Genomic DNA, 20,241 nt, shown 5'->3' with positions numbered 1-20,241 from the left:
CACCCTATAGATTGCACCCATGCCAGGCGCACAAAAAAAGAACCGTTCAAAATTGAACGGTTTCTTTTATCTTTCTGATTATTAATAGTAGCTAGCACCTACGATAATCAACAAGATAAACAATACAACAATCAACACAAAGGTTGAACCACCATAGCCGCCACCGTAGCCATAGCCACCATAGCCACCGTAACCTCCAAAGCCGCAACCGAAGCCCATTCGTATCACCTCACTTTTATCAAGTTCACTTATATCATATGTGAAATGTCCAAAAGTGTATGGGCGAGCTAGCTACATCCTTCGAAATGTCAGACTAAAATTTCAACCTTTAGGCTTAAATAATAATGCACCAATAAATCCAAAAACAACAGCGGCAGATATTCCCGAGCTAGTGATTTCAAACATTCCGGTCAATACGCCTACTAGACCATGTTGGTCAGCTTCCTGTAATGCACCATTGACCAGTGAATTCCCGAAGCTCGTAATGGGGATGGTTGCCCCTGCCCCAGCAAAATCAATAAGCGGTTCGTATACCCCAAACCCTCCGAGGATGGCACCAATCACAACAAGGGTGCTCATTGTATGACCTGGTGTTAACTTAAAAACATCAAACATGATTTGCCCAATCACACAAATCAGGCCACCAATTACAAAGGCCCAGAAAAACATTGGAAGCAAGATTATCCCCTCCTACAGTAAAAATGATTCTATTATGGATGTACTTCAATGGATACCGCATGAGCAATACACGGAATACTTTCTTTTTGCTGGAAACTAAGTGGTGAAAGAAGTGCACCTGTTGCAACAAGAAGAATTCTTTGGTACTTTCCGTTTCTCATCTCATTAAAGAGATGACCGTATAACACTGCCGCAGAGCAACCAGCTCCGCTTCCACCAGCTTGTACTTTTTGATCTTTTTGATAAACCATTAATCCGCAATCTTTAAACTTTTCACTATTAATTTGTAGCCCTTCTTTTTGCAAAAGTTCCAGTGCAATCGGACTCCCAATTTTCGCTAAATCCCCTGTAATAATTAGGTCATAATAGGATGGATCAAGCTGTAAGTCTTGAAAATGAGCAATAATCGTATCTGCTGCAGCTGGTGCCATTGCAGCGCCCATATTGAAGGGATCTGATATTCCCAAATCAACTACTTTGCCAATTGTTGCTGAGGTAGTAACTAACTTTCCAGCCTTTTCATCGGTATCTGTTAAAAGTGCGGCACCTGCTCCAGTAACCGTCCATTGAGCGGTAGGAGGTTTTTGACTTCCATATTCTGTTGGGTATCGAAATTGTTTCTCAATTGCAGCGTTATGACTAGATGCACCCGTAACGACCTTCTTTGCCCCTTGATTATTAATAAGAAATGAAGCTAACGCTAGACCTTCCATAGAAGTTGAACAAGCCCCAAACAAACCAAAGTATGGAATTTCCAATGTTCTCGCAGCGAAACTAGAAGGCGTAATTTGGTTAACCAAGTCTCCGGCTAGCATAAAATTGACATCTTCTTTTGTTGCATTTCCTTTTTGAATGGCCGTCTCAATTGCCTCTTCTAATATAAGTTTATGGGCTTTCTCGTATGAATCCTGTCCCATCCATAAATCATCATGAAGAATATCAAAATCATTCGCTAACCTTCCTCTTGCCTCAAACGGCCCCCCTACGGCAGCAGAGGACACAATCACCGGTCTATTGGCAAAAACCCAGGATTGCTTACCTTTCAACATACTGTCGCCCTCCTCTCAAGAAATTTCGCCATTTTTTCATTTCCACTTATATAACCCCCCAGATAAGTAATAAGGTTTTTATAAGGGCTACCACAAAGGCTGAAAATACTCCAAATAAAATGACGGATCCAGCAAGCTTAAACATATTTCCACCAACCCCAAGAACAAAACCTTCTGTTCGGTGTTCAATTGCAGCAGAAATAACAGAATTACCAAATCCTGTAATCGGCACCGCACTCCCTGCACCGGCAAACTGACCGATTTTGTCATATACACCAAACCCTGTTAGAAGCATCGCAAAGAAAATCATGGTTGCGACAGTTGGATTCCCCGCAGTTTGTTCCGTGAAGTGAAAATAGTACATATAAAAATACGAAACTGCCTGTCCAACTAAGCAAATGGAACCACCCACAAAAAAGGCTTTGATACAATTTTTCACGACTGGCCTTTTGGCTTCATGTTTTTGTTCAATTTTTTCATAACGTTTTTGTTCAGGACTCTTTTGTTTAGCCATTGTTCACCCTCCTTTCTATGTCCGCTCTTTTTTAAACTTTATTATTTTTTTTAGTCGTTCCTCAGCATCTTTACTTGAATAGTCTTTGTCCTTCATCCTATCTTTTAACTCGATTGCTTCAATAAAGATTTTAAAGTCACTAGAGACAATAAAATTTTCTTTTGGATATTTCTTTTCTAGCCTTTTATTAATTTCTCCCTCGATTTTTTTCATGTGGAAACGTTGCATATGCTTAACTTTGTAAGCAACAAGAATTTCATCTTTCCCTTTAATCACTGCCACATCATAAATAGCGGGTACTGATTGAACATCTTTTTTTACCTTTTCAGCAACGTCATGATCACCTTTCTTGACTGCGGTTGCTTCTGGATCTACAGATTGAATCATCGAACTTCTACTCTCTTCAGATGTCTTTTCTCCTTGGTTGCACCCAGACAATAGACTTCCGATAACTAATACTAATAAACCATAGACAACGATTGGTTTTCGTTTCATATTCATTCCCTCACAATTAATCCAAAAGTTTTGTTGTAGATATATTTTTTACTACAAGCTAGATAATTATGATTAGAATTGACGCAGGGAATTTCCAACTTTCCCCAATAGGTCAGTTTTTGCTTTTGAGATCAAATAAACAGGTTCTTTTCTATGGAATAAATAAAAAAACTGCCTCCTTATCGAGACAGCTTTCTTCTCCCTAGCGATTGTTTTTTTGTTGTAGCCCCACAACCACATGTTTTCTTTCGTTTTGGTCGATTTTGAGCTTGTAGTTTTTCACCATGATTTTTCATTACAAAAGCTCCTTTAGTCTTTTTATTTATTATATGAATTAAGGAAGAAATCGTTTGTTTATTCGCCTAACCATTTTCTCACGATTGTTTCAATCACACTCGCAATCCCAGCAATCGCGAGTATTAAGATGAGTGGGGTGAAAATATCTAAAAAAAAGGTATGCCCAGCAACAAGAAACGCACTAACCCAAATCCCAGTACACCAATAACAACTCAATAGTTCCCCAATCCATTTCCTTATTCCCTTTGGTTTTACTACAAGGTAAACTTCATCATCTTCAATTACTTCATCAAAAAAAGGAGAACGAATAAATTCTGTAATTTTATCAAAGACAATAAGCCTCGTTAACCGGAAGGAAGCTAAACCAATGATGAATATCGCCTCTAAACTAAAACTCCCAAACATATACTCACTCCTTTGTAATCGGTGCATAGATTAAACTGTAACCAAAGTTGGGAGGGATACTTTTTGTCAACTAGGAAAATCAAGCATAAACCAGTCTTATATATCAGCCAGCCGACAACTACATTTCCGGATATCATGATGCAAGAGCGCTACTCCACTCGAGATGAATTATCCACAAAAAAAGAAAAGGCTTCTAATGAAATGATAGCTACAAGAAAAGTGGTTCATGAACAACAAACAGAAACAGAGCGATCATTCGAGGAAATTGGTAACCATTCCGATTTAGATATTCATGATTATCATGACGAAGTAGAATCTAGTTCGAATCCTTTTGATACAAAAAGAAAAAAACATTATTCGCTTCAAAGAGTAAAACATTTTAGGGAGATGACTGTTAGCGAAAAAATTGTTTATTTAGAGAATTTCCCTGTGCAACTCGGACCCATATCTTGTTTATACATCACTGAAACAACTACTTATACAGGAATTCTTTTAAATAAATTTGAAGATGAAATTGAGATTAAGCTTCCTAACACCACCAAAGCCACCATTATGATAGAAGATTTGCAAGATATTCGAATGCTCGGTTTTCACCACCATTAAATACATTTCATTCCTAGCTCATATGGGCTAGGTTTTTTTATTCGATAGAAAATCCCCCTACAGAGGCAGATAATCCTGTCTCTTATAGGGGGAATGCTCTCCTGCTAAATTTACTTAGCAAAGGTCAAGGTTTACATCTTCGATACACTGAATAGCGCAGAAGCATGAAAGATCAACTGTTACGCAATCATTTGTTGCCTCAAATTCTTCAACTTTACATACCTTGTCGAAGTCTATGCAGCATTTCCCATGTCCAGATAAATCAACAGGATGATCTTCGCAATCCATTGGCTTTAACACTCTTAGTGTTGCACAACAGTTATCAAATACCTCTTCGACTCGGAAGTAAATGGATACACATGCATCGCTGCACCCTTTAAAGAAAGCATGAAATGGTGATCCATCAGCATTTTTCAGGACAAACACACGAGTGTTAACCCTGTCTTTCATATTCGGGCGAATAGCGCCAAGTGGCTCCATGAAGCAGTTTGATCCGCAACCACAATCATCTTGAACATTATCTTGGATATCTAAAATCGCACGGACTACATCACATACACAGCCGCTAGTTGAGTGTCCGGTTCTTTTTCCACAACCCATAATTTTTGGCCTCCTTTTCTTTATTGGATGTTTACACTATAAGATATTTAAGAAAGGGCATTTGGGTGTCGGACAAAAGCCCTTTTTCACTAAAATTAGGCTGTAATTTTGGTTTGCTCTAGGTGAAAGGAAAACCAGGCTGCGATTTTCCTTTTAACAGCCTGGTTGAAAATTTCCTCCATTAGTGTTTAGAATCAGATTCCATTTCTGACTCAACATCGCCTGAGCTACTTAGGATTGGCAACTGTAAGCCAGCGTTGATTGCAGGTAGAGCAATCGCTATTTTAGGTGCAATTTGGATTGGAAGGACGAAAGCACCGCGTTTAGCATTAACAATTTGTCTGACGTCTCCGCTATTATCTGCTTTTACCTCTGCGCGTTGTGGTTGATTTTGTCCTGTGTTTTGTAGTGTATCATCATCGCTACGGCCACCGCGGCCACCCCTGGAGTTACCCCATTTACTTTCTAACATCTATAAACACACTCCTTTTCAAATTTTTATTCGTGCAATTCGGTAAACGAACGAGTTTTACAATGGAATCATAGTTTATTCGGAATCGGCGTCTGCTGATTTCTCAGGATCCGGAAGTTCAAGTTTAAAAAGGGTACGGTCATTAAATGTTAACTTCACATTTCCCCGCAAATTTCCCTCTACTTTAGGGAGAAACCTTTTATTTTGAAGAAATTGTCCGATTAACGGTAAACCCTTCTGGAGCTCCTTAAGATTTTTCAGGACACTTTCAGCAATACTGTCGTTGACTGCATCCATGATTTTCTGCATATCTTCCTCGCTCAACTTGTAGTCTCCACCTAAGGGATACTCCTTCCCATTGACAAATACAGTTGGGACAGCAACAGTGATATCTTGACTGTCTTCACTCATTCATCTTCACCTCCTTTGCACTTACTACAGTATATAGGGAGAGTGACCAAGCCGTTTCCGCTAATATCTTGGTTCATTCGCACATTTTTTAGATATTTAGCCTTCAAATTAAAAAAAACGTTAGGAATAACCCTAACGGAAGGAGTAAATTTAGATATTGTTTTCGTGAAAATTGTTGTTAAAAACCTAACATAGGTAAAGCGATTTTGTATGTTTCCATATAGGTATGAAGCTCTTTTTCGCTAGTTACGTTGAACTAAAAAAATCGTCGTTCAGCATATTAGATTAGAGAAAAAGCATTACATAATATGGAATCCTGAATCAACATGGATATTTTCACCGGTTATTCCACGCGATAAGTCACTGAAAAGGAATACGGCCGTATCGCCAACTTCTTCAGGAGTTGTGTTTCTACGCAAAGGTGCCTTTTCTTCAATTTCTTTTAGGATTGAATTAAAATCACTTACCCCTTTAGCCGATAACGTACGGATTGGGCCAGCCGAGATTGAATTCACGCGAATATTTTCTTTCCCCAAGTCACTGGCTAAATAACGAACGCTTGCATCCAAGGAAGCCTTTGCCACACCCATGACATTGTAGTTCTCAATTGCTCGTTCTCCCCCTAAATAAGTAAGGGTTACGATACTTCCTCCATCGACCATTAGCTTCTTTGCTTCTTTAGCAACAGCAGTTAGAGAATAGGAACTAATATTATGTGCGAGTAAGAATCCATCGCGAGTAACATTTAAGTAATCCCCATTTAATTCTTCTTTGTTGGCAAACGCAATACAATGAGCAACTCCTTGAATAGTGCCCACTGATTCTTTAATTCCATTAAAGCATGCTGCAATATCCTCATCTTTAGTAACATCACAAGGAAGCACAAGATAGTTTTTATCTAAGGAAGCTGCTAGTTCCCGAACACTTTTTTCTAACCTCTCCCCTGCGTATGTGAAAATAAGATTGGCTCCTGCTCCGTGAAGAGATCGAGCTATTCCCCATGCAATGCTACGTTTATTAGCTACACCCATTACGACATATGTTTTTCCTTCTAAAGAAAAGGTCATTGGTAATCCTCCTGTTAATACAAGTTATTAGTACCTAGTGCTAATATTACAACATATCCTGCTCTTTGAAAAGGGAAAGAACCAAGAAGTAGATTGTACCATGGATTGCGACTAGTGATAATTGGTGTATGTTGTGTGTAAAAAAGCTTGAGTTTTAAATAGATGGCTGTTGGATTTGTAAAGATACACCGTTGAAGTTTGTAGATAGAACATGGATTTAAGAGCGCTAAAAAAATTTATGGGTACCTTCGTGATATATGAAATCCTTTCTCCCAACACACCTACCTTATAAAATAACCCCGCCACTGCAGAATGGCGGGGTAAAGTCTAAATTATCTTGAATATTTCCATATTCCTAACTCAAGTTCCATCTTTAACTCTTCTACATATTCATTTGATCCTGTTACAATCAGACGATCATGTAAACGTAGTTCGGTATCCCCGTGAGGCACAATTGAATCCTTTCCTCTTAGAATACGAACAAAAATGACATCCCCTGTAAACGGAAATCTTCTTAATGTCATCCCATCAAATTGGTCATTCAGCATTTTAATTTCATACAAAGATGATTCCTGATTGGTAAGAATGTTTAATATTCCTGGCGATTCAATTAGAGCACGTAATAGAGTAGTTGTTGACATCAGCACGGAAAACACCTCAATATCCTGCTGTTTCAAACTAGTTTCCAACTCTGGATTTTCAATCCTGGCAATGACCCTTCCAGCCCCATGTTCTCTTGCTGCACGGGCAATCAATGCATTCGTATTTTCATTGCCAGTTGAGATAACAATAATATCTGCATTGTAAATATCCTGTTGCTTAAGCGTATCCGGCGAATAATCTTCCACTTCAAGAATATCAAATAGTGAACTAGATACTTTATTTTCTGCCTTATCTTGTTTTGTATGATATAAAACGGGCTCGTATAAGGAAGAAAGTCCCCTAGTAACGGATAGCGTCATTTGATTTGCTCCAATTAAAGCTACTTTTAACTTCCTATCTTTGCTAGCTGATTGTGGAAATAGTTTCTTAAATACAATTGGTGTTATTACACATGAAATAATCGCCACTAGAATTAAGGTCCCGCTCATTTCAGATGTAATAACTTCCATCCTTTCCCCGATTGTTGCAGCTGCAATAACTAGTGATAGTGTCGAGGTTAGCAAAAAGCCTGAAGCAATCACAGTCTTTGTATCGTACCACTTTCGCAAAATATATATAGGAACTATTTTTGAAAGTAATAATGCGATCAACAGAAGTGGAATCAGTAAAAGCATTTTAGGATCACTTAATAACGACCAGATATCCAAACCTACTCCAATCATCACAAAAAAGATTGGGATAAGAAATCCATATCCAAAAGAATCCAACTTATGAATTAACTCTTGATCAGGTGCTAATAAAGATACGAGTACCCCTGCAAGAAAGGCTCCGAGAATATTTTCTGCACCAACAGTTTCTGATATCGCCACTAAAACGATTAGCAACGTAAAAACAGCCCTTGTTCCAATTTGGGTTGTTCCGGTGGAAAGGGTTGAGACGAATTTACGACTCTTAAAACGATTTCCGATAAAATACAGGACAACCCCCGCTGCGAATAGAAGGAGAAGGAGCCACGTATTTCCACCCTCTGTATCATAAATTGATACAAATACAGCCAGTAGAATCATCGTAACGAGATCTGCAATAACTGCGACAAGTAAGATAATCTGTCCAATGTTTGTCTTCATTAAATGCGCTTCTTTTAATGTCGGTACGACAACGCCTAACGAAATGGTTGAGATAATCAAAGTCATTAAAAAGACATTATCGATAAAACCAGCCAAGACAAATAAATAAGATAAACCTAGCGAAGCGATAAAGATTCCTACAAAAATAACACTTGATATGATAAAGGCATTCGGCTCACTATTTTGAGCTGTTGATTTCTTCCCTTGTTGTTTTTTCACTTTAAAAGCACTAAAGTCTATTTCAAGTCCGCTTAAAAACATGAGGAAAAGAAAACCCAACGTAGACAGGGTCTCAAGCCACATATCGTCATGAACTAAATCAAATCCACTTTTCCCTATAAACAACCCCATAATAATTTCAGCAACAACAACCGGGATAAAATTCAGTTTAAATCGATGCAATAAAATAGGTGTTAAAAAAGCGATGATAATAACAATTAAAAGTGATGTAACGGAAGCATGGTGTTCCATCCTATCCCCCCTTACTTAGTAAGATAACTCATAAATGTAGTGGCAATCCCAAAATAAATTAAAATCGAGATAATATCATTAATCGTTGTGATAAAAGGACCGGAAGCCACTGCCGGATCAATTTTTAAGCGGTGCATGATTAGTGGAATCAGTGACCCTGCTAAAGTTGCAACAATTAAAGTAAAAAAGATTGAAATTCCCACAAGCATGCCCAGGAAAAGGTCCCCGTACCAGAAATAAATAATTAAAGTAATGAGGATCCCACATGTCAAACCAGTAATAACCCCTGTCCCTGCTTCTCTGATAATAATTTTTATTTTACTTTCATTCTCAAGGTCCCCGGTTGCAATTCCGCGTACTGCAACCGCAAGTGCCTGTGTTCCTGTATTTCCTGCCATCCCTGCAATTAACGGGATAAAAATAGCAAGAATTGCTACTTGATCCAACGTTTCCTCAAATCTGCCAATTAAGCTTGCTGTCAACATTCCTAAGAACAACAAAATAACAAGCCATGGCAGCCTTTTTTTAGCCGCTGATAGTGGATTTCGGTCAATTGAGTCTAAATCTGCTAACCCCGCGAGCTTTGAATAGTCATCAGACGCTTCTTCTTCCATTACGTCAATGATGTCATCAACAGTAATAATCCCTAAAAGATGGTCTTGGAAATCTACTACTGGTAAAGCAAGAAAATCATAGTCTCTCATCATTCTTGCTACCTCTTCTTGGTCTTCGCCAACGGATACAGATACAACACGGTCGTACATAATTTCCGAAATCATAACATCATCTTCATTAACAATTAAATCTCTTAGCGTCAACACTCCTGCTAGACGCTTCTCTTCATCAATGACATAAACATAATAAATGGTTTCCGCACTTGGTGCTTTACTTTTCAAAATATGCATCGCTGAACGAACGGTCTGATTCGCTGCAATTGCAATAAATTCGGTTGTCATGATACTTCCTGCCGTGTACTCCTCATAATGGAGTAACTCTTTTATCTCTTGGGCAGAATCTTTGTCCATAATCGTTAAATAACTAACGACTTGATCTTTATTAAGCTCATTAAGAACATCAACTGCATCATCTGCATACATTTTTGAAAGCATATCCGCTGCATAATCTGGCGCCATTTGGGCTAGAACACCACTGTATTCATCATCTTCTATCTCGAGGTTTTCAAAAAGGTTGGCCATTTCCTCTGGAGATAGGAAATGATAAACATGAAGCCGCTCAGCTTCATCTAACTCCTTAAAGAAAGTCGCTTGGTCATAAGAGTGCAACTCAAGAAATTCGGAGCGAAACTTTTCGATGTTGTCAGTTTGAAGAGCATCTAATAGAAGCTCTTTATCGATATGCTGTTTCTGTGAAGACTCCTGCGCTGATTCAGACATAACCATTCCCCCTTTCGAATGTTGGCCCCCTTAGCCTCCTGGGATTCTTTCTCTTTTTAAAAAGCAAGCCCTTAAACTAGAGGCTTGCTTTGCATTAAGATGTTTTTCATATCGTTAGGAAGAGGTGCTGTAAAATCCATCTTATTATGGTGAATTGGATGGATAAATTGTACTGCATGACAATGAAGTGCCTGCCTTGTTATATAATTGTTATTACCACCATAAAGACCATCTCCTATTAACGGGTGGTTTATATAAGACATATGAACACGGATTTGGTGTGTCCGACCAGTTTTCAATTTTAGCTGTAGATAGCAAAAATCGTCAAATTGTTGGAGGACTTGGTAACTTGTGTAAGCATACTGCCCCTCGGGACTCACTTCGCGCTCAATAATACTCGTTTTTTTTCGAGCAATAGGCTCTTCAACGAATCCTGTGGGATTTTCGAAATATCCCTCCGCAATTCCTTGGTAAACGCGTTGTAATGTACCATTCTTTTGTTGTTTACTCATCAAATGATGTACATGACGATGTTTAGCTATTACGACAATTCCCGAGGTGTCTCGGTCCAAGCGTGTGACGATATGGGTGGTCGCTTGAATTCCGTTCTTTTGATAATACCCAATTATTGCATTGGCTAAGCTGCCATTAGGATGCTCTCTAGAAGGTATAGTGTTCATGTTAGCAGGCTTATTTAGGACTAATAAATAGGAATCTTCATATAAGATATCGATGGGAATTCGTTCAGGTTGAACCCCTGTAGATGGTTCTTCTGGAGGAAACCTAACCTCAATGTTGTCCCCGAGCTTGAGTCTATATCGAACCGTCACAACCTCATCATTGACAAGGAGATTTCCACCTTTAAATTTAATATCTGTTAAAGCAGCTTTTGAAATTTCTTGTTCAACTAAAAACTCTCGTAGAAGTTTCCCTTCCATACTCTCAGGAACAGTCCAATTTAAAGTAAAGCATTTATTCATATTCCCACCTGCAATAATCCTTCCGAAGTTTAGATAATATAATGCCTATTCTAATCTGTCAATTATCTGAGATAAACGAATCATGGACTCGTTTCCAAAAAGGAAACGGTCTAAAACGAGCAAAGCGCATTTTCTCATCGGCTACCCTAAACTGAATAGACTTAACATCTTTATGTAATAAGGTTAAATGATCAATTGTCACCTGAAAGTCTGGTCTGTTTACCGGCTTTAGGATACAAGTATGGTGAGCTGGTAAAACAAGGGGGGAACCTACCGTTCTAAATACCCGATTATTGATTGAGGCCATCTCGGTTAACTGAATGGCAGAAAGAGATGGATGAAGAATCGCTCCACCTAAAGCCTTATTATACGCTGTACTACCGGAAGGAGTGGCTACGCATAAGCCATCTCCTCGAAAACGTTCAAAATGCTGACCACGAATCTCTACATCCATAACAAGCGTGCTATCAACCGATTTGACTGTAGATTCATTTAAAGCCAAATAACGAGTCTCTCTTCCTCCGTGTTGGTAACGAATGATTACCTCGAGAAGTGGATATTCAACAACTTGGTATGGCGTTTTGGCTATAGCGATGACAAGCTTTTCAATTTCTTCAGGCACCCAATCAGCATAAAAACCAAGGTGCCCAGTATGCACACCAACGAACGCCGTTTTATCAAGACGACTACTATATCGATGGAAAGCGTATAATAGTGTTCCATCGCCACCGACTGAAATGCAAATATCTGGTTGGTCTTCATCATATTGTAGGTCAAAATCCTGCAGGTAAGTCCTCATCTTATGCATGAGCGTATTAGACCTAGCATCCCCTTTTGAAGTTATAGCAAACCTCATCTTTCAACCACCTCACCTTTTCCAATGCCTACCCGTGGCATCTGTTATTTCTCCTCGTTTTGTTGCAATTCCTTTTTTCTTGAAAAGAAAACCTGTGCTTCTTGTATTTCATCCCTAATTTTAGACATTTCCTCATCAAGATTAAAAGCAGCCTCTGCAGCCCCTTTTAATCTCAGCCTAATTTCCTCTGGGATTTGTCCTTTATATTTATAATTCATGGAATGCTCAATCGTCGCCCAAAAGTTCATGGCAAGTGTTCGTATTTGTATTTCAGCTAATATTTTTTTTTCACCATTTATCGTTTGAACAGGATAGCGAATGACCACATGGTAAGAACGATACCCACTTGCTTTTTTAAAGGATATATAATCCCGTTCTTCAACAATTTCAAAATCATTTCGATTTCGCAGAATTTCAACAACTGGTTTAATGTCATCGACAAACTGACACATGATTCGTAAACCCGCGATGTCTTGCATCTCTTCTTCTAATTTTTCCAATGAGACGCCTTTTTGATTCGCCTTATCAAGGATACTTGCAATAGGTTTTACTCGACCCGTAACAAATTCTATCGGGGAATGGTCCGTATTTTGTTCAAACTGATTTCGCATTCCCCTTAATTTTACCTTGAGTTCTTCAACTGCCTGCTTATACGGTTCTAAGAAATGTTCCCAATGCTTCAAACGCAAGTCACCTCATCCGACCTTTATTCTTCAGATTAATGGGATTTCCCCTCACCCAACCTTTGGTAGAGGAAATCCCTTCATTCATCACGGATGAAGATCTACTCAATTAAAAGTATTTTCGACCTTCTCAACCATCTCTTCTCCGTAATTTGTATTTCCTTTAATATTCTCTATTAGATAATTCATTTCTTCTATAAAAGATTGCAAATGAAGACGTCCATCTTGATTTTCTACATACACTTCATACCCCGACTTCAAACCATTGTTCACAACATGCCATACTTCTTTTGGTATGTTTACATAATTATATTCTCCGTCGAGTTCAGCTATGTAAATAAAGGAGAGGTGATCGGAGTCAACTAACATTTGTCCTGTTGAAATTAATGAATGTAAATGAACTGGTTCATCTGTAAATAACACTAGCTCCTGATTTTTTATTTCTGCGCTTTTAATATGTATTTTTTGTTTCATAACCTTGCCACCCTTCATAAATCCTTTTCCATTTTATCATATAGCGTTAAACTTTACCTAGAAGGAGAGCCTATTCATAACCTCAAATATAAATGCTCCATCCTGCTTCACATAGGAGCTAAGAAAGGAAAACTCACTATGTCACAACACATTGAAATTGAATTTAAAAACCTGATTACGAAAGAAGAATTTATACGTTTATCATCTTACTTACAGTTTCATTCTGAACACTTTAATAAACAAGTGAATCATTATTTCGATACCTTGGATTTTAGTTTGAAAGAGCAAGGGTGCGCACTTAGAGTAAGAAAGAAGTCCACTCATTTTGAGTTAACGTTAAAACAACCTGCTCCTACAGGATTATTGGAAACAAACCAAACGATTTCTGAAACACAGGCGAATTCCATGATAAAAACAGGAATCGTTCCACCGGGACCTGTAGAGAAAGCTCTTTCGCCCCTTCTATACAATCAAGATTTACACTATTTTGGCTCACTAACAACGATCAGAGCTGAAAAGGAATACGAAGGTGGCCTCATCGTGTTAGATCACAGCCTCTATTTAAGTACGGAGGATTATGAAATTGAATATGAGGTAACAGATGAAAAGTCAGGCTACGAGGTATTTAAGGACCTCCTAGCGCAAATGAATATCCCCATACGTAACACCGCTAATAAAATTATGCGATTTTACACACAAAAGAAAGCTGAATTGGGGTCATAAATCATCCTGTCATCAGGAAAATTTATACAATTCATAGCCAATCAAAGCTGTTTGTTTGAGATATGAATTGGGCATTGTTAAAATATAAATCAGAAAGAGAAGCGACTGAATTTTCGCTGGGCTATTTTTATATTAATACAAAAAGGAGTTTTATAATGGTAGAGAATAAGCCTATACCGTTCGAAGCCATCGGCGAGGGTATGCTGCATCAGCTTGTAGACGCTTTTTACATTCGTGTAGCTCAGCATCCTGATCTTGCTCCTATTTTTCCTGATGACTTATCAGAAACTGCCCGCAAACAAAAGCAGTTTTTAACTCAATATTTAGGCGGACCATCTTTATATACCCAGGAACATGGACACCCTATGCTAAGAGCCCGCCATTTGAATTTTGAAATAACCCCTACCAGAGCAAAGGCATGGCTCGCTTGTATGCACGAAGCAATGGATGAAGTCGGGTTCTCCGGAGCGTTAAGAGAAGACTTTTACGCTAGGCTCATCTTTACGGCACAACATATGATTAATACACCTGACCAAGACGAAATAGGTGATGAGTTGTGATTTGGAAACGAGATGAACTATTAAATCAGAAATCGTCTCAAATGCTTCAAAGAAATGAAAAAAAACCATTAGAAATCTATTCTTTCGTTGACCCACTATGTCCTGAATGTTGGGCACTAGAGCCTACAATAAAAAAACTGTTTATTGAGTATGGCAAATATTTTTCGCTACGACATGTGATAAGCGGAAAATTAACCCGGTTGAATTTTGGACAAAGAAAGCAATATGAGAGCATTGCCGAGCTGTGGGAAAAAACCGCTAGTAGAACAGGAATGTCCTGTGATGGGAATCTTTGGCTAGAAAATCCGATTTCCTCTCCCTACTTAGCATCGGTAGCCGTAAAAGCAGCTGAACTTCAAGGTAGAAAAAAAGGGATTCAATTTCTTCGAAAGCTACAAGAAGTGATGTTTCTTGAGAAACAAAACATCTCAAGTATGAATGTGTTAAAAGATTGTGCCCAGGAAGTGGGGCTCGATATACAAGAGTTTTTAACGGACATACATTCCGATAGTGCTTCTAAGGCTTTTCAATGCGATTTAAAGATCACCTCTGAAATGGAGGTACAAGAAATTCCGACTCTTGTCTTCTTTAACGCGAATGTAGAAGAAGAAGGGCTTAAAGTCACCGGACTTTATCCATACGAGGTTTACGTTCAGATTATTGAAGAGATGCTCTCAATGAAACCAGAAGCGGCCACCCCACCACCATTAGAAGAATTTTTAAAACACTATAAAACAGTGGCCACAAAAGAAGTAGCTGTCGTATATAATTTGTCAATTAATAAAGCAGAGAAGGAATTAAAAAAATTGCAATTGAAGCAAAAGGTTGAACAACTCCCAGCAAAATATGGGATGTTTTGGCGTTATACGGAAAGTTGAGGATAAAAATGAAACGACCCTGTAGCAACGGGCTACAGGGTCGTTTTCTATTAATACGAACAAAGGGGATGGGAGAAATTTTTCACGGTCAAACAAAGGGGTATATGTTTGCTTCTGTGAACAACTTCACGTTACTAATATACCACTACTATAAATAATGAACAATAACTTTGTACGTTATTTCACAATATTGTCAAATCTATGATTCATGGATGTCCCTTTATCCACATATAAATGATATACACGATACTTATCAATCGGAGGGAATCCAATGAAAAAAAACTTCCCCTGGATTATTATCATCCTACTAAATCTTTTCTCATTTTGTCTTTATGTATTAGGACTCATGCATATTGTTCCTCTCTTAATTGGTGGTCCTGTTCTGTTTCTATCTCTTCTTTTGTTTTTTATCTTTTTAAATGATCGAAAAAAATTTAAAGGTTTCTAACCCTGGGTTTAAAGTGGAAAGTTCACGAGAAAAGTGATTTGAACACTAGACCACGGTTACATTATTTTAAATACAAATTCATTCAAAAACAACTGGAAAAGAGCTGCCGATTATCGACAGCTCTTTCTATCTTTTCTATGAAAGAAGTGCTTCCATTTCATTCAGCTTTTCTTCAAATACCCTACAAGCATCTTCAATTGGTTTTGGACTAGCCATATCCACTCCTGCTTTTTTCAGAACCTCAATTGGATAATCAGAGCTTCCAGCTTTAAGATAATCCAAATAGCGATCAACTGCCGGTTGTCCTTCCTCCAATATCTGTTTGCTAAGAGCTGTTGCTGCACTGAAACCAGTTGCATACTGGTACACATAGTAATTGTAATAGAAGTGAGGGATTCTTGACCATTCTAAGCCAATTTCCTCATCAATGATAATATCTTCTTCTCCGAAGTACTTTTTATTTAATTCGTAATAATCCTTTGTAAGCGAGTCTGCCGTTAAGGCTTCGTTGTTTTGTACCTTCTGGTGAATGAGGTGTTCAAATTCAGCAAACATTGTCTGTCTGAATACGGTACCTCTAAATCCTTCAAGGTAGTGATTTAGTAGATACAATCTTTTTTGTTCATCATCAATTGATTTTAGGAGGTAATCATTTAATAATGCTTCGTTACATGTTGAAGCAACTTCCGCTACAAAGATGGAATAGTTCCCATATGCATATGGCTGGTTATTCCTTGTGTAGTGACTGTGTAATGAATGCCCCAATTCGTGTGCGAGCGTAAACAAGTTATTCACATTGTCTTGCCAATTCATCAGGATATATGGATTGGTCCCATAAGCCCCTGAAGAGTATGCCCCACTACGCTTCCCTTTATTTTCTTGAACGTCAATCCAGCGATTTTCAAATCCCTCTTTTAGTAAACCAACATACTCTTCCCCCATCGGAGCCAAACCTTTTAGTATCAATTCTTTTGCCTCAGAGTAAGGAACTTCCATTTTTACATTTTTCACAAGTGGTGTGTAAAGGTCGTACATATGAAGTTTATCAACACCAAGGACTTTCTTACGTAGCTTGATATAACGGTGTAGCAAGTGGAGATTGCTGTTCACCGTGCTCACTAGGTTTTCATAAACACTCTCAGGAATATTATTTGCTGCAAGGGCCGCTTCCCGTGCTGATTTATAATGACGAACTCGTGCATTAAAATTATCTTTCTTAATGTTTCCACTTAATGTACTAGCAAAGGTATTGCGAAACTTTCCGTATGTTTCATATACTCCTTTAAAGGCATCCTCTCTGACACGACGATCAGAGCTTTCTAAGAAACGAATATAACGGCCATGCGTAATTTCCGCCTCTTCGCCATTTTCATCCTTAATGGTCGGAAACTCTAGGTCCGCATTATTTAACATCCCAAAGGTATTAGAAGGGGAACCCATTACCTCTGCTGCCTCGGCAAGTAACGCTTCCTGCTCCGCAGATAAGATATGCGGCCGCTGTAGATTGATTTCTTCTATCGCATGCTCATATAGCTTTAATTCTGTTTTTTCTTTAAGAAAGTCCTTTACTTTTTGTTCATCAATTTCAAGAATTTCCGGAACAATATAAGCGAGAGAACTTGCGGCTTGTGAGTATAGGTTACTAATTCGGTCGTTTAAGCCTTGATAAAAAGAATTGGTTGTATCTTGGTCATACCTCATGTGGGCATATGTATACAATTTACCTAGGCGTTCTAAGAGCTTATCTTGATATTGCAGGGCTTCAAAAAGCTGGTCAGCACTTTCTCCTAGCTTGCCTTGAAAATTTTGAACACCTGGGAGTAAGTCTTTTACTTCCTGAAACTCTTTTTCCCAAACCTCGTCACTTGCAAAAATGTCTTCAAGTCTCCATGTATCTTCAACAGGGACTTCACTTCTTGCTGGGAGCTTTTTTACCTGTGATTCGTTCGTCATTCCTCAATCCTCCATCTCAAATTCATTTCAGAATAACCTCTATCCTGATAAGTTCGCTTCAATTCTACGAATTCCTGCATTCCGATAAACATTCAACCCGTACAATTTCCTACATCTGTACTCTTGTGAACCATTCTTGACTATTTTACGCAGCTTTCTACTATTTCATTATATGGCTACGAAAGAAACTGATTCATAATGATTTTATCAAATTTTTCATAAAACTGCTTTTCCGAGCTTACTTGTTGTTCCACCGAGCTAGGGAGATAAAATGGGCGCACCATTTTATAATGATAATCAGCTATTTTTTCTAGGGTTCCAATACTTTCAAGCAAGGTAATATATTCGTTAATTGCCTCAGAAATATCACTACTCTTACATAATGGCATGGTTCGTAAAGTGATTTGCTGTCTCTGTTTTCGAATTAGAAACGCATTACTTACATTCTGCTTCGAAATAATATCCCCGACTTTCATAAAGCGAAGAAGATCAAGATAAAGATAGGTCTGCCAAATCAGAGGTGGCGTTTCAAGAAAGGGTGCAGAAGGTACAGGTAGACCTAATTCAGGTGGAAGCAACTGTAGGTTCATCCTTTTTAGATAAAGCTCGTTTAAGAATCGTTTCTGTGTGAGTGTAGGTTGAATGAAAAAACTTGTTTTGGTTTTCTTGAGTTCATGGAGCATTCCGAAAAGGGGTATTGCTGTTACAGGTGAGGGGGTGAGTAAAACTGATAGGCTCGTTTCATTCCTCTGAAAAGTAGAAATTGAAGCTACCACTTTCTTTGATGACACAGGCATTGTATGTTGAAGAAATATAAAACTTCGGAGATCAGGACAATAAACCGGCATGTTCCACCCTCCTTGTTCTTTTCGTAGAAAAAGATATTGAAAGTGGTTAAAAGAAAATAGATTCGTCCCCATACGCTTTAATTGTTTTCCACCCATAATCCAAATGGGGGTCATTCCGTTTGCTAAATATCCTTGTGTTCTTTTATTAAAGATTTCAGTACTAATAGATGAACATTGAAATTCTAGTGCGTATCTCTTGTGTTTCCACTCAAAAGCAATATCTGCCCTTTGTTTACAGCTGTTTAGATAACTTTCAAGTTCCGCCTTTATTCCTTGCAGTTTAAGCCATTGATAGAGTTGAAGTTTCCCCATCATATGATAGGAGGATTCTCGTTCATAACTTTCTGGACAATTTGCCTCTTTACGATGCGAAAAATGCCAAATTCTTTGGTAACCGAGCTTTAATATCACTAGTTCTCCACAGACCGGACAAAGAAATTCCTCTCTTCTACGATACTCTTCCAATTCATCCCTATCCCGATAATCGGCTAGGGAGAATTTTTCTCCATTTTTTCTATTTGCGACTAACAATTTAGTAGCCTCCCTTCTTCAAATGTTATTCGCCAAAAACAATAATTCCCCTTCCGCCTATGGCTCGTAAAATAAAAAAATCCAGTTCAGAATAGACACTGGATTCTTAGTACCGAAAAAATACTTATATCAAGGCAGGAGCTAAGTTAACTGCTTGGCGGATGGCCTCTTTTAGACTGAGTTCATTCACGATTCCTGTTCCTGCAATATCAAAGGCTGTTCCATGATCAACACTTGTTCGAATAATCGGCAATCCTATGGTGATATTTACACCTGCTTCTAACCCTAATACCTTAATAGGTGCATGCCCTTGATCATGGTACATAGCAACAACAATATCAAAGTCTCCTCTTATTGCACGATAAAATAATGTGTCCGCAGGAAGTGGCCCCTCAACCTGTATACCCTCTTCTTGTGCCTTTATTACTGCAGGTACAATCTTCTCTTCTTCCTCTCCATTCCCAAAAAGCCCGTTTTCCCCTGCATGGGGGTTAATACCACAAACAACGATTTTTGGATTTAAGTTACCAGCCTTCTTTAATGTTTCATAGGCAAGTTTGATCGTTTTATATACCCGCTCTTTTGTAATAAGTTCAATCGCTTTCACTAAGCCAACATGTGTGGTGACATGAATCACCTTTAAATTAGGTGCCGTAAGCATCATTGCGTAGTCCTGTGTTCCAGTTAGTTCCGCTAGTAGCTCTGTATGCCCAGGATAAAGATGCCCACCTTTATGTAATGCTTCCTTACTAATTGGTGCAGTACATATCCCGTGCACCTTATTATTTATTGCTAATTCCATGGCCTTTTCGACATAACAATATGCTGCATGCCCTGCCTCTGCGGATACTTTCCCAAACCCTATGTCTTCGGATACCAAGTTTAAATCAATACAATCCACTTCACCAAATTCAAACTTTGCTTCATCAATGTCTGATATGGAATGAACGCTTAATTGTGTGCCAACAATCTGATCAGCGACCTGTAAAATTTTACTATCGCCTATTACAACTGGATTGCATTGTTGATAGAGTTTTTCATCTTTTAATGCTTTCATAATAATTTCAGGACCAACTCCAGATGGATCTCCCATCGTAATACAAATAATTGGTTTTCTCATC

Annotated in this window: 23 protein-coding genes; 4 read left to right on the top strand and 19 right to left on the bottom strand. The window is 38.4% G+C overall.

Features of this window, described 5'->3' with window-relative positions:
- Positions 1 to 81 precede the first annotated feature (81 nt).
- The 6 genes from H0185_RS00880 to H0185_RS00855 all read right to left on the bottom strand — a co-directional run bounded on the left by H0185_RS00880 (position 82) and on the right by H0185_RS00855 (position 3,438).
- Entirely contained in the window at positions 82 to 219 is a 138-nt protein-coding gene (locus tag H0185_RS00880; protein WP_221870273.1) for a YjcZ family sporulation protein, read from the bottom strand.
- Positions 220 to 321: 102 nt separating this feature from the next.
- Complete coding sequence (gene spoVAE, locus H0185_RS00875) at positions 322 to 678, bottom strand: stage V sporulation protein AE (protein WP_221870271.1); 357 nt, start codon at positions 676 to 678, stop codon at positions 322 to 324.
- Between the two features lie 32 nt (positions 679 to 710).
- The gene (spoVAD, locus tag H0185_RS00870) at positions 711 to 1,727 is read right to left on the bottom strand and encodes a stage V sporulation protein AD (RefSeq protein WP_221870269.1); all 1,017 of its coding nucleotides are present in this window, start codon (positions 1,725 to 1,727) and stop codon (positions 711 to 713) included.
- A 46-nt stretch (positions 1,728 to 1,773) separates the two neighbouring features.
- Positions 1,774 to 2,241 carry a stage V sporulation protein AC gene (spoVAC, locus tag H0185_RS00865; RefSeq protein ID WP_221870267.1) on the bottom strand — a complete coding sequence of 156 codons (468 nt, stop codon included), beginning with the start codon at positions 2,239 to 2,241 and terminating at the stop codon, positions 1,774 to 1,776.
- A 15-nt stretch (positions 2,242 to 2,256) separates the two neighbouring features.
- A complete protein-coding gene (locus H0185_RS00860) occupies positions 2,257 to 2,736 on the bottom strand; it encodes a YhcN/YlaJ family sporulation lipoprotein (RefSeq protein WP_221870265.1) in 480 nt (159 codons plus the stop codon).
- Between the two features lie 354 nt (positions 2,737 to 3,090).
- A complete protein-coding gene (locus H0185_RS00855; protein WP_221870263.1) occupies positions 3,091 to 3,438 on the bottom strand; it encodes a DUF1360 domain-containing protein in 348 nt (115 codons plus the stop codon).
- Positions 3,439 to 3,501: 63 nt separating this feature from the next.
- Between H0185_RS00855 and H0185_RS00850 the strand changes: the two genes are divergently transcribed.
- Positions 3,502 to 4,041, top strand: a complete 540-nt coding sequence (locus tag H0185_RS00850; protein ID WP_221870261.1) for a CotO family spore coat protein — start codon at positions 3,502 to 3,504, stop codon at positions 4,039 to 4,041.
- A gap of 114 nt (positions 4,042 to 4,155) precedes the next feature.
- On the opposite strand, the gene H0185_RS00845 is transcribed toward H0185_RS00850, so the two are convergent.
- From H0185_RS00845 to H0185_RS00800, 10 genes are all read right to left on the bottom strand, one after another.
- On the bottom strand, positions 4,156 to 4,641 hold the full coding sequence (locus H0185_RS00845; RefSeq protein WP_221870259.1) for a CotY/CotZ family spore coat protein: 486 nt from the start codon (positions 4,639 to 4,641) through the stop codon (positions 4,156 to 4,158).
- A gap of 181 nt (positions 4,642 to 4,822) precedes the next feature.
- Positions 4,823 to 5,113 (bottom strand): hypothetical protein, encoded by a 291-nt coding sequence (locus tag H0185_RS00840; protein ID WP_221870257.1) that lies wholly within the window; start codon positions 5,111 to 5,113, stop codon positions 4,823 to 4,825.
- 75 nt (positions 5,114 to 5,188) lie between these two features.
- On the bottom strand, positions 5,189 to 5,524 hold the full coding sequence (locus H0185_RS00835) for a hypothetical protein (protein WP_221870255.1): 336 nt from the start codon (positions 5,522 to 5,524) through the stop codon (positions 5,189 to 5,191).
- Between the two features lie 299 nt (positions 5,525 to 5,823).
- Positions 5,824 to 6,591 carry an enoyl-ACP reductase FabI gene (gene fabI / locus H0185_RS00830; RefSeq protein WP_221870253.1) on the bottom strand — a complete coding sequence of 256 codons (768 nt, stop codon included), beginning with the start codon at positions 6,589 to 6,591 and terminating at the stop codon, positions 5,824 to 5,826.
- Positions 6,592 to 6,923: 332 nt separating this feature from the next.
- Positions 6,924 to 8,792: a monovalent cation:proton antiporter family protein gene (locus H0185_RS00825; RefSeq protein ID WP_221870251.1), complete on the bottom strand. Its 1,869-nt coding sequence runs from the start codon at positions 8,790 to 8,792 to the stop codon at positions 6,924 to 6,926.
- Positions 8,793 to 8,803: 11 nt separating this feature from the next.
- On the bottom strand, positions 8,804 to 10,186 hold the full coding sequence (gene mgtE, locus H0185_RS00820) for a magnesium transporter (RefSeq protein WP_221870249.1): 1,383 nt from the start codon (positions 10,184 to 10,186) through the stop codon (positions 8,804 to 8,806).
- 71 nt (positions 10,187 to 10,257) lie between these two features.
- A complete protein-coding gene (locus tag H0185_RS00815) occupies positions 10,258 to 11,166 on the bottom strand; it encodes an RluA family pseudouridine synthase (protein ID WP_221870247.1) in 909 nt (302 codons plus the stop codon).
- 58 nt (positions 11,167 to 11,224) lie between these two features.
- Positions 11,225 to 12,022, bottom strand: coding sequence for an NAD kinase (locus H0185_RS00810; protein ID WP_221870245.1), 798 nt, complete (start codon positions 12,020 to 12,022; stop codon positions 11,225 to 11,227).
- Positions 12,023 to 12,066: 44 nt separating this feature from the next.
- Positions 12,067 to 12,705, bottom strand: coding sequence for a GTP diphosphokinase (gene yjbM, locus H0185_RS00805; protein WP_281427493.1), 639 nt, complete (start codon positions 12,703 to 12,705; stop codon positions 12,067 to 12,069).
- Positions 12,706 to 12,810: 105 nt separating this feature from the next.
- A complete protein-coding gene (locus H0185_RS00800; protein WP_221870241.1) occupies positions 12,811 to 13,179 on the bottom strand; it encodes a UPF0738 family protein in 369 nt (122 codons plus the stop codon).
- Positions 13,180 to 13,317: 138 nt separating this feature from the next.
- Here H0185_RS00800 and H0185_RS00795 point away from each other — a divergent pair, with 138 nt between their 5' ends.
- The 3 genes from H0185_RS00795 (at position 13,318) to H0185_RS00785 (ending at position 15,340) form a co-directional block, all read left to right on the top strand.
- Entirely contained in the window at positions 13,318 to 13,902 is a 585-nt protein-coding gene (locus H0185_RS00795) for a CYTH domain-containing protein (protein ID WP_221870239.1), read from the top strand.
- A 155-nt stretch (positions 13,903 to 14,057) separates the two neighbouring features.
- Complete coding sequence (locus H0185_RS00790; protein WP_221870237.1) at positions 14,058 to 14,462, top strand: globin domain-containing protein; 405 nt, start codon at positions 14,058 to 14,060, stop codon at positions 14,460 to 14,462.
- Positions 14,463 to 14,503: 41 nt separating this feature from the next.
- A complete protein-coding gene (locus H0185_RS00785) occupies positions 14,504 to 15,340 on the top strand; it encodes a ClpXP adapter SpxH family protein (RefSeq protein ID WP_221870310.1) in 837 nt (278 codons plus the stop codon).
- Between the two features lie 583 nt (positions 15,341 to 15,923).
- Here H0185_RS00785 and pepF read toward each other — a convergent pair.
- From pepF to pdxA, 3 genes are all read right to left on the bottom strand, one after another.
- Positions 15,924 to 17,741, bottom strand: a complete 1,818-nt coding sequence (pepF, locus tag H0185_RS00780; protein WP_221870235.1) for an oligoendopeptidase F — start codon at positions 17,739 to 17,741, stop codon at positions 15,924 to 15,926.
- 176 nt (positions 17,742 to 17,917) lie between these two features.
- Entirely contained in the window at positions 17,918 to 19,120 is a 1,203-nt protein-coding gene (locus H0185_RS00775) for a competence protein CoiA (RefSeq protein ID WP_221870234.1), read from the bottom strand.
- A gap of 124 nt (positions 19,121 to 19,244) precedes the next feature.
- Complete coding sequence (gene pdxA, locus H0185_RS00770; RefSeq protein ID WP_221870232.1) at positions 19,245 to 20,240, bottom strand: 4-hydroxythreonine-4-phosphate dehydrogenase PdxA; 996 nt, start codon at positions 20,238 to 20,240, stop codon at positions 19,245 to 19,247.
- Position 20,241: the final 1 nt, after the last annotated feature.

This window comes from Mesobacillus maritimus (assembly GCF_019749255.1).
Taxonomy (GTDB): Bacteria; Bacillota; Bacilli; order Bacillales; family Cytobacillaceae; genus Mesobacillus_B; species Mesobacillus_B maritimus_A.
This window is presented reverse-complemented; position numbering and strand designations above follow the sequence as displayed.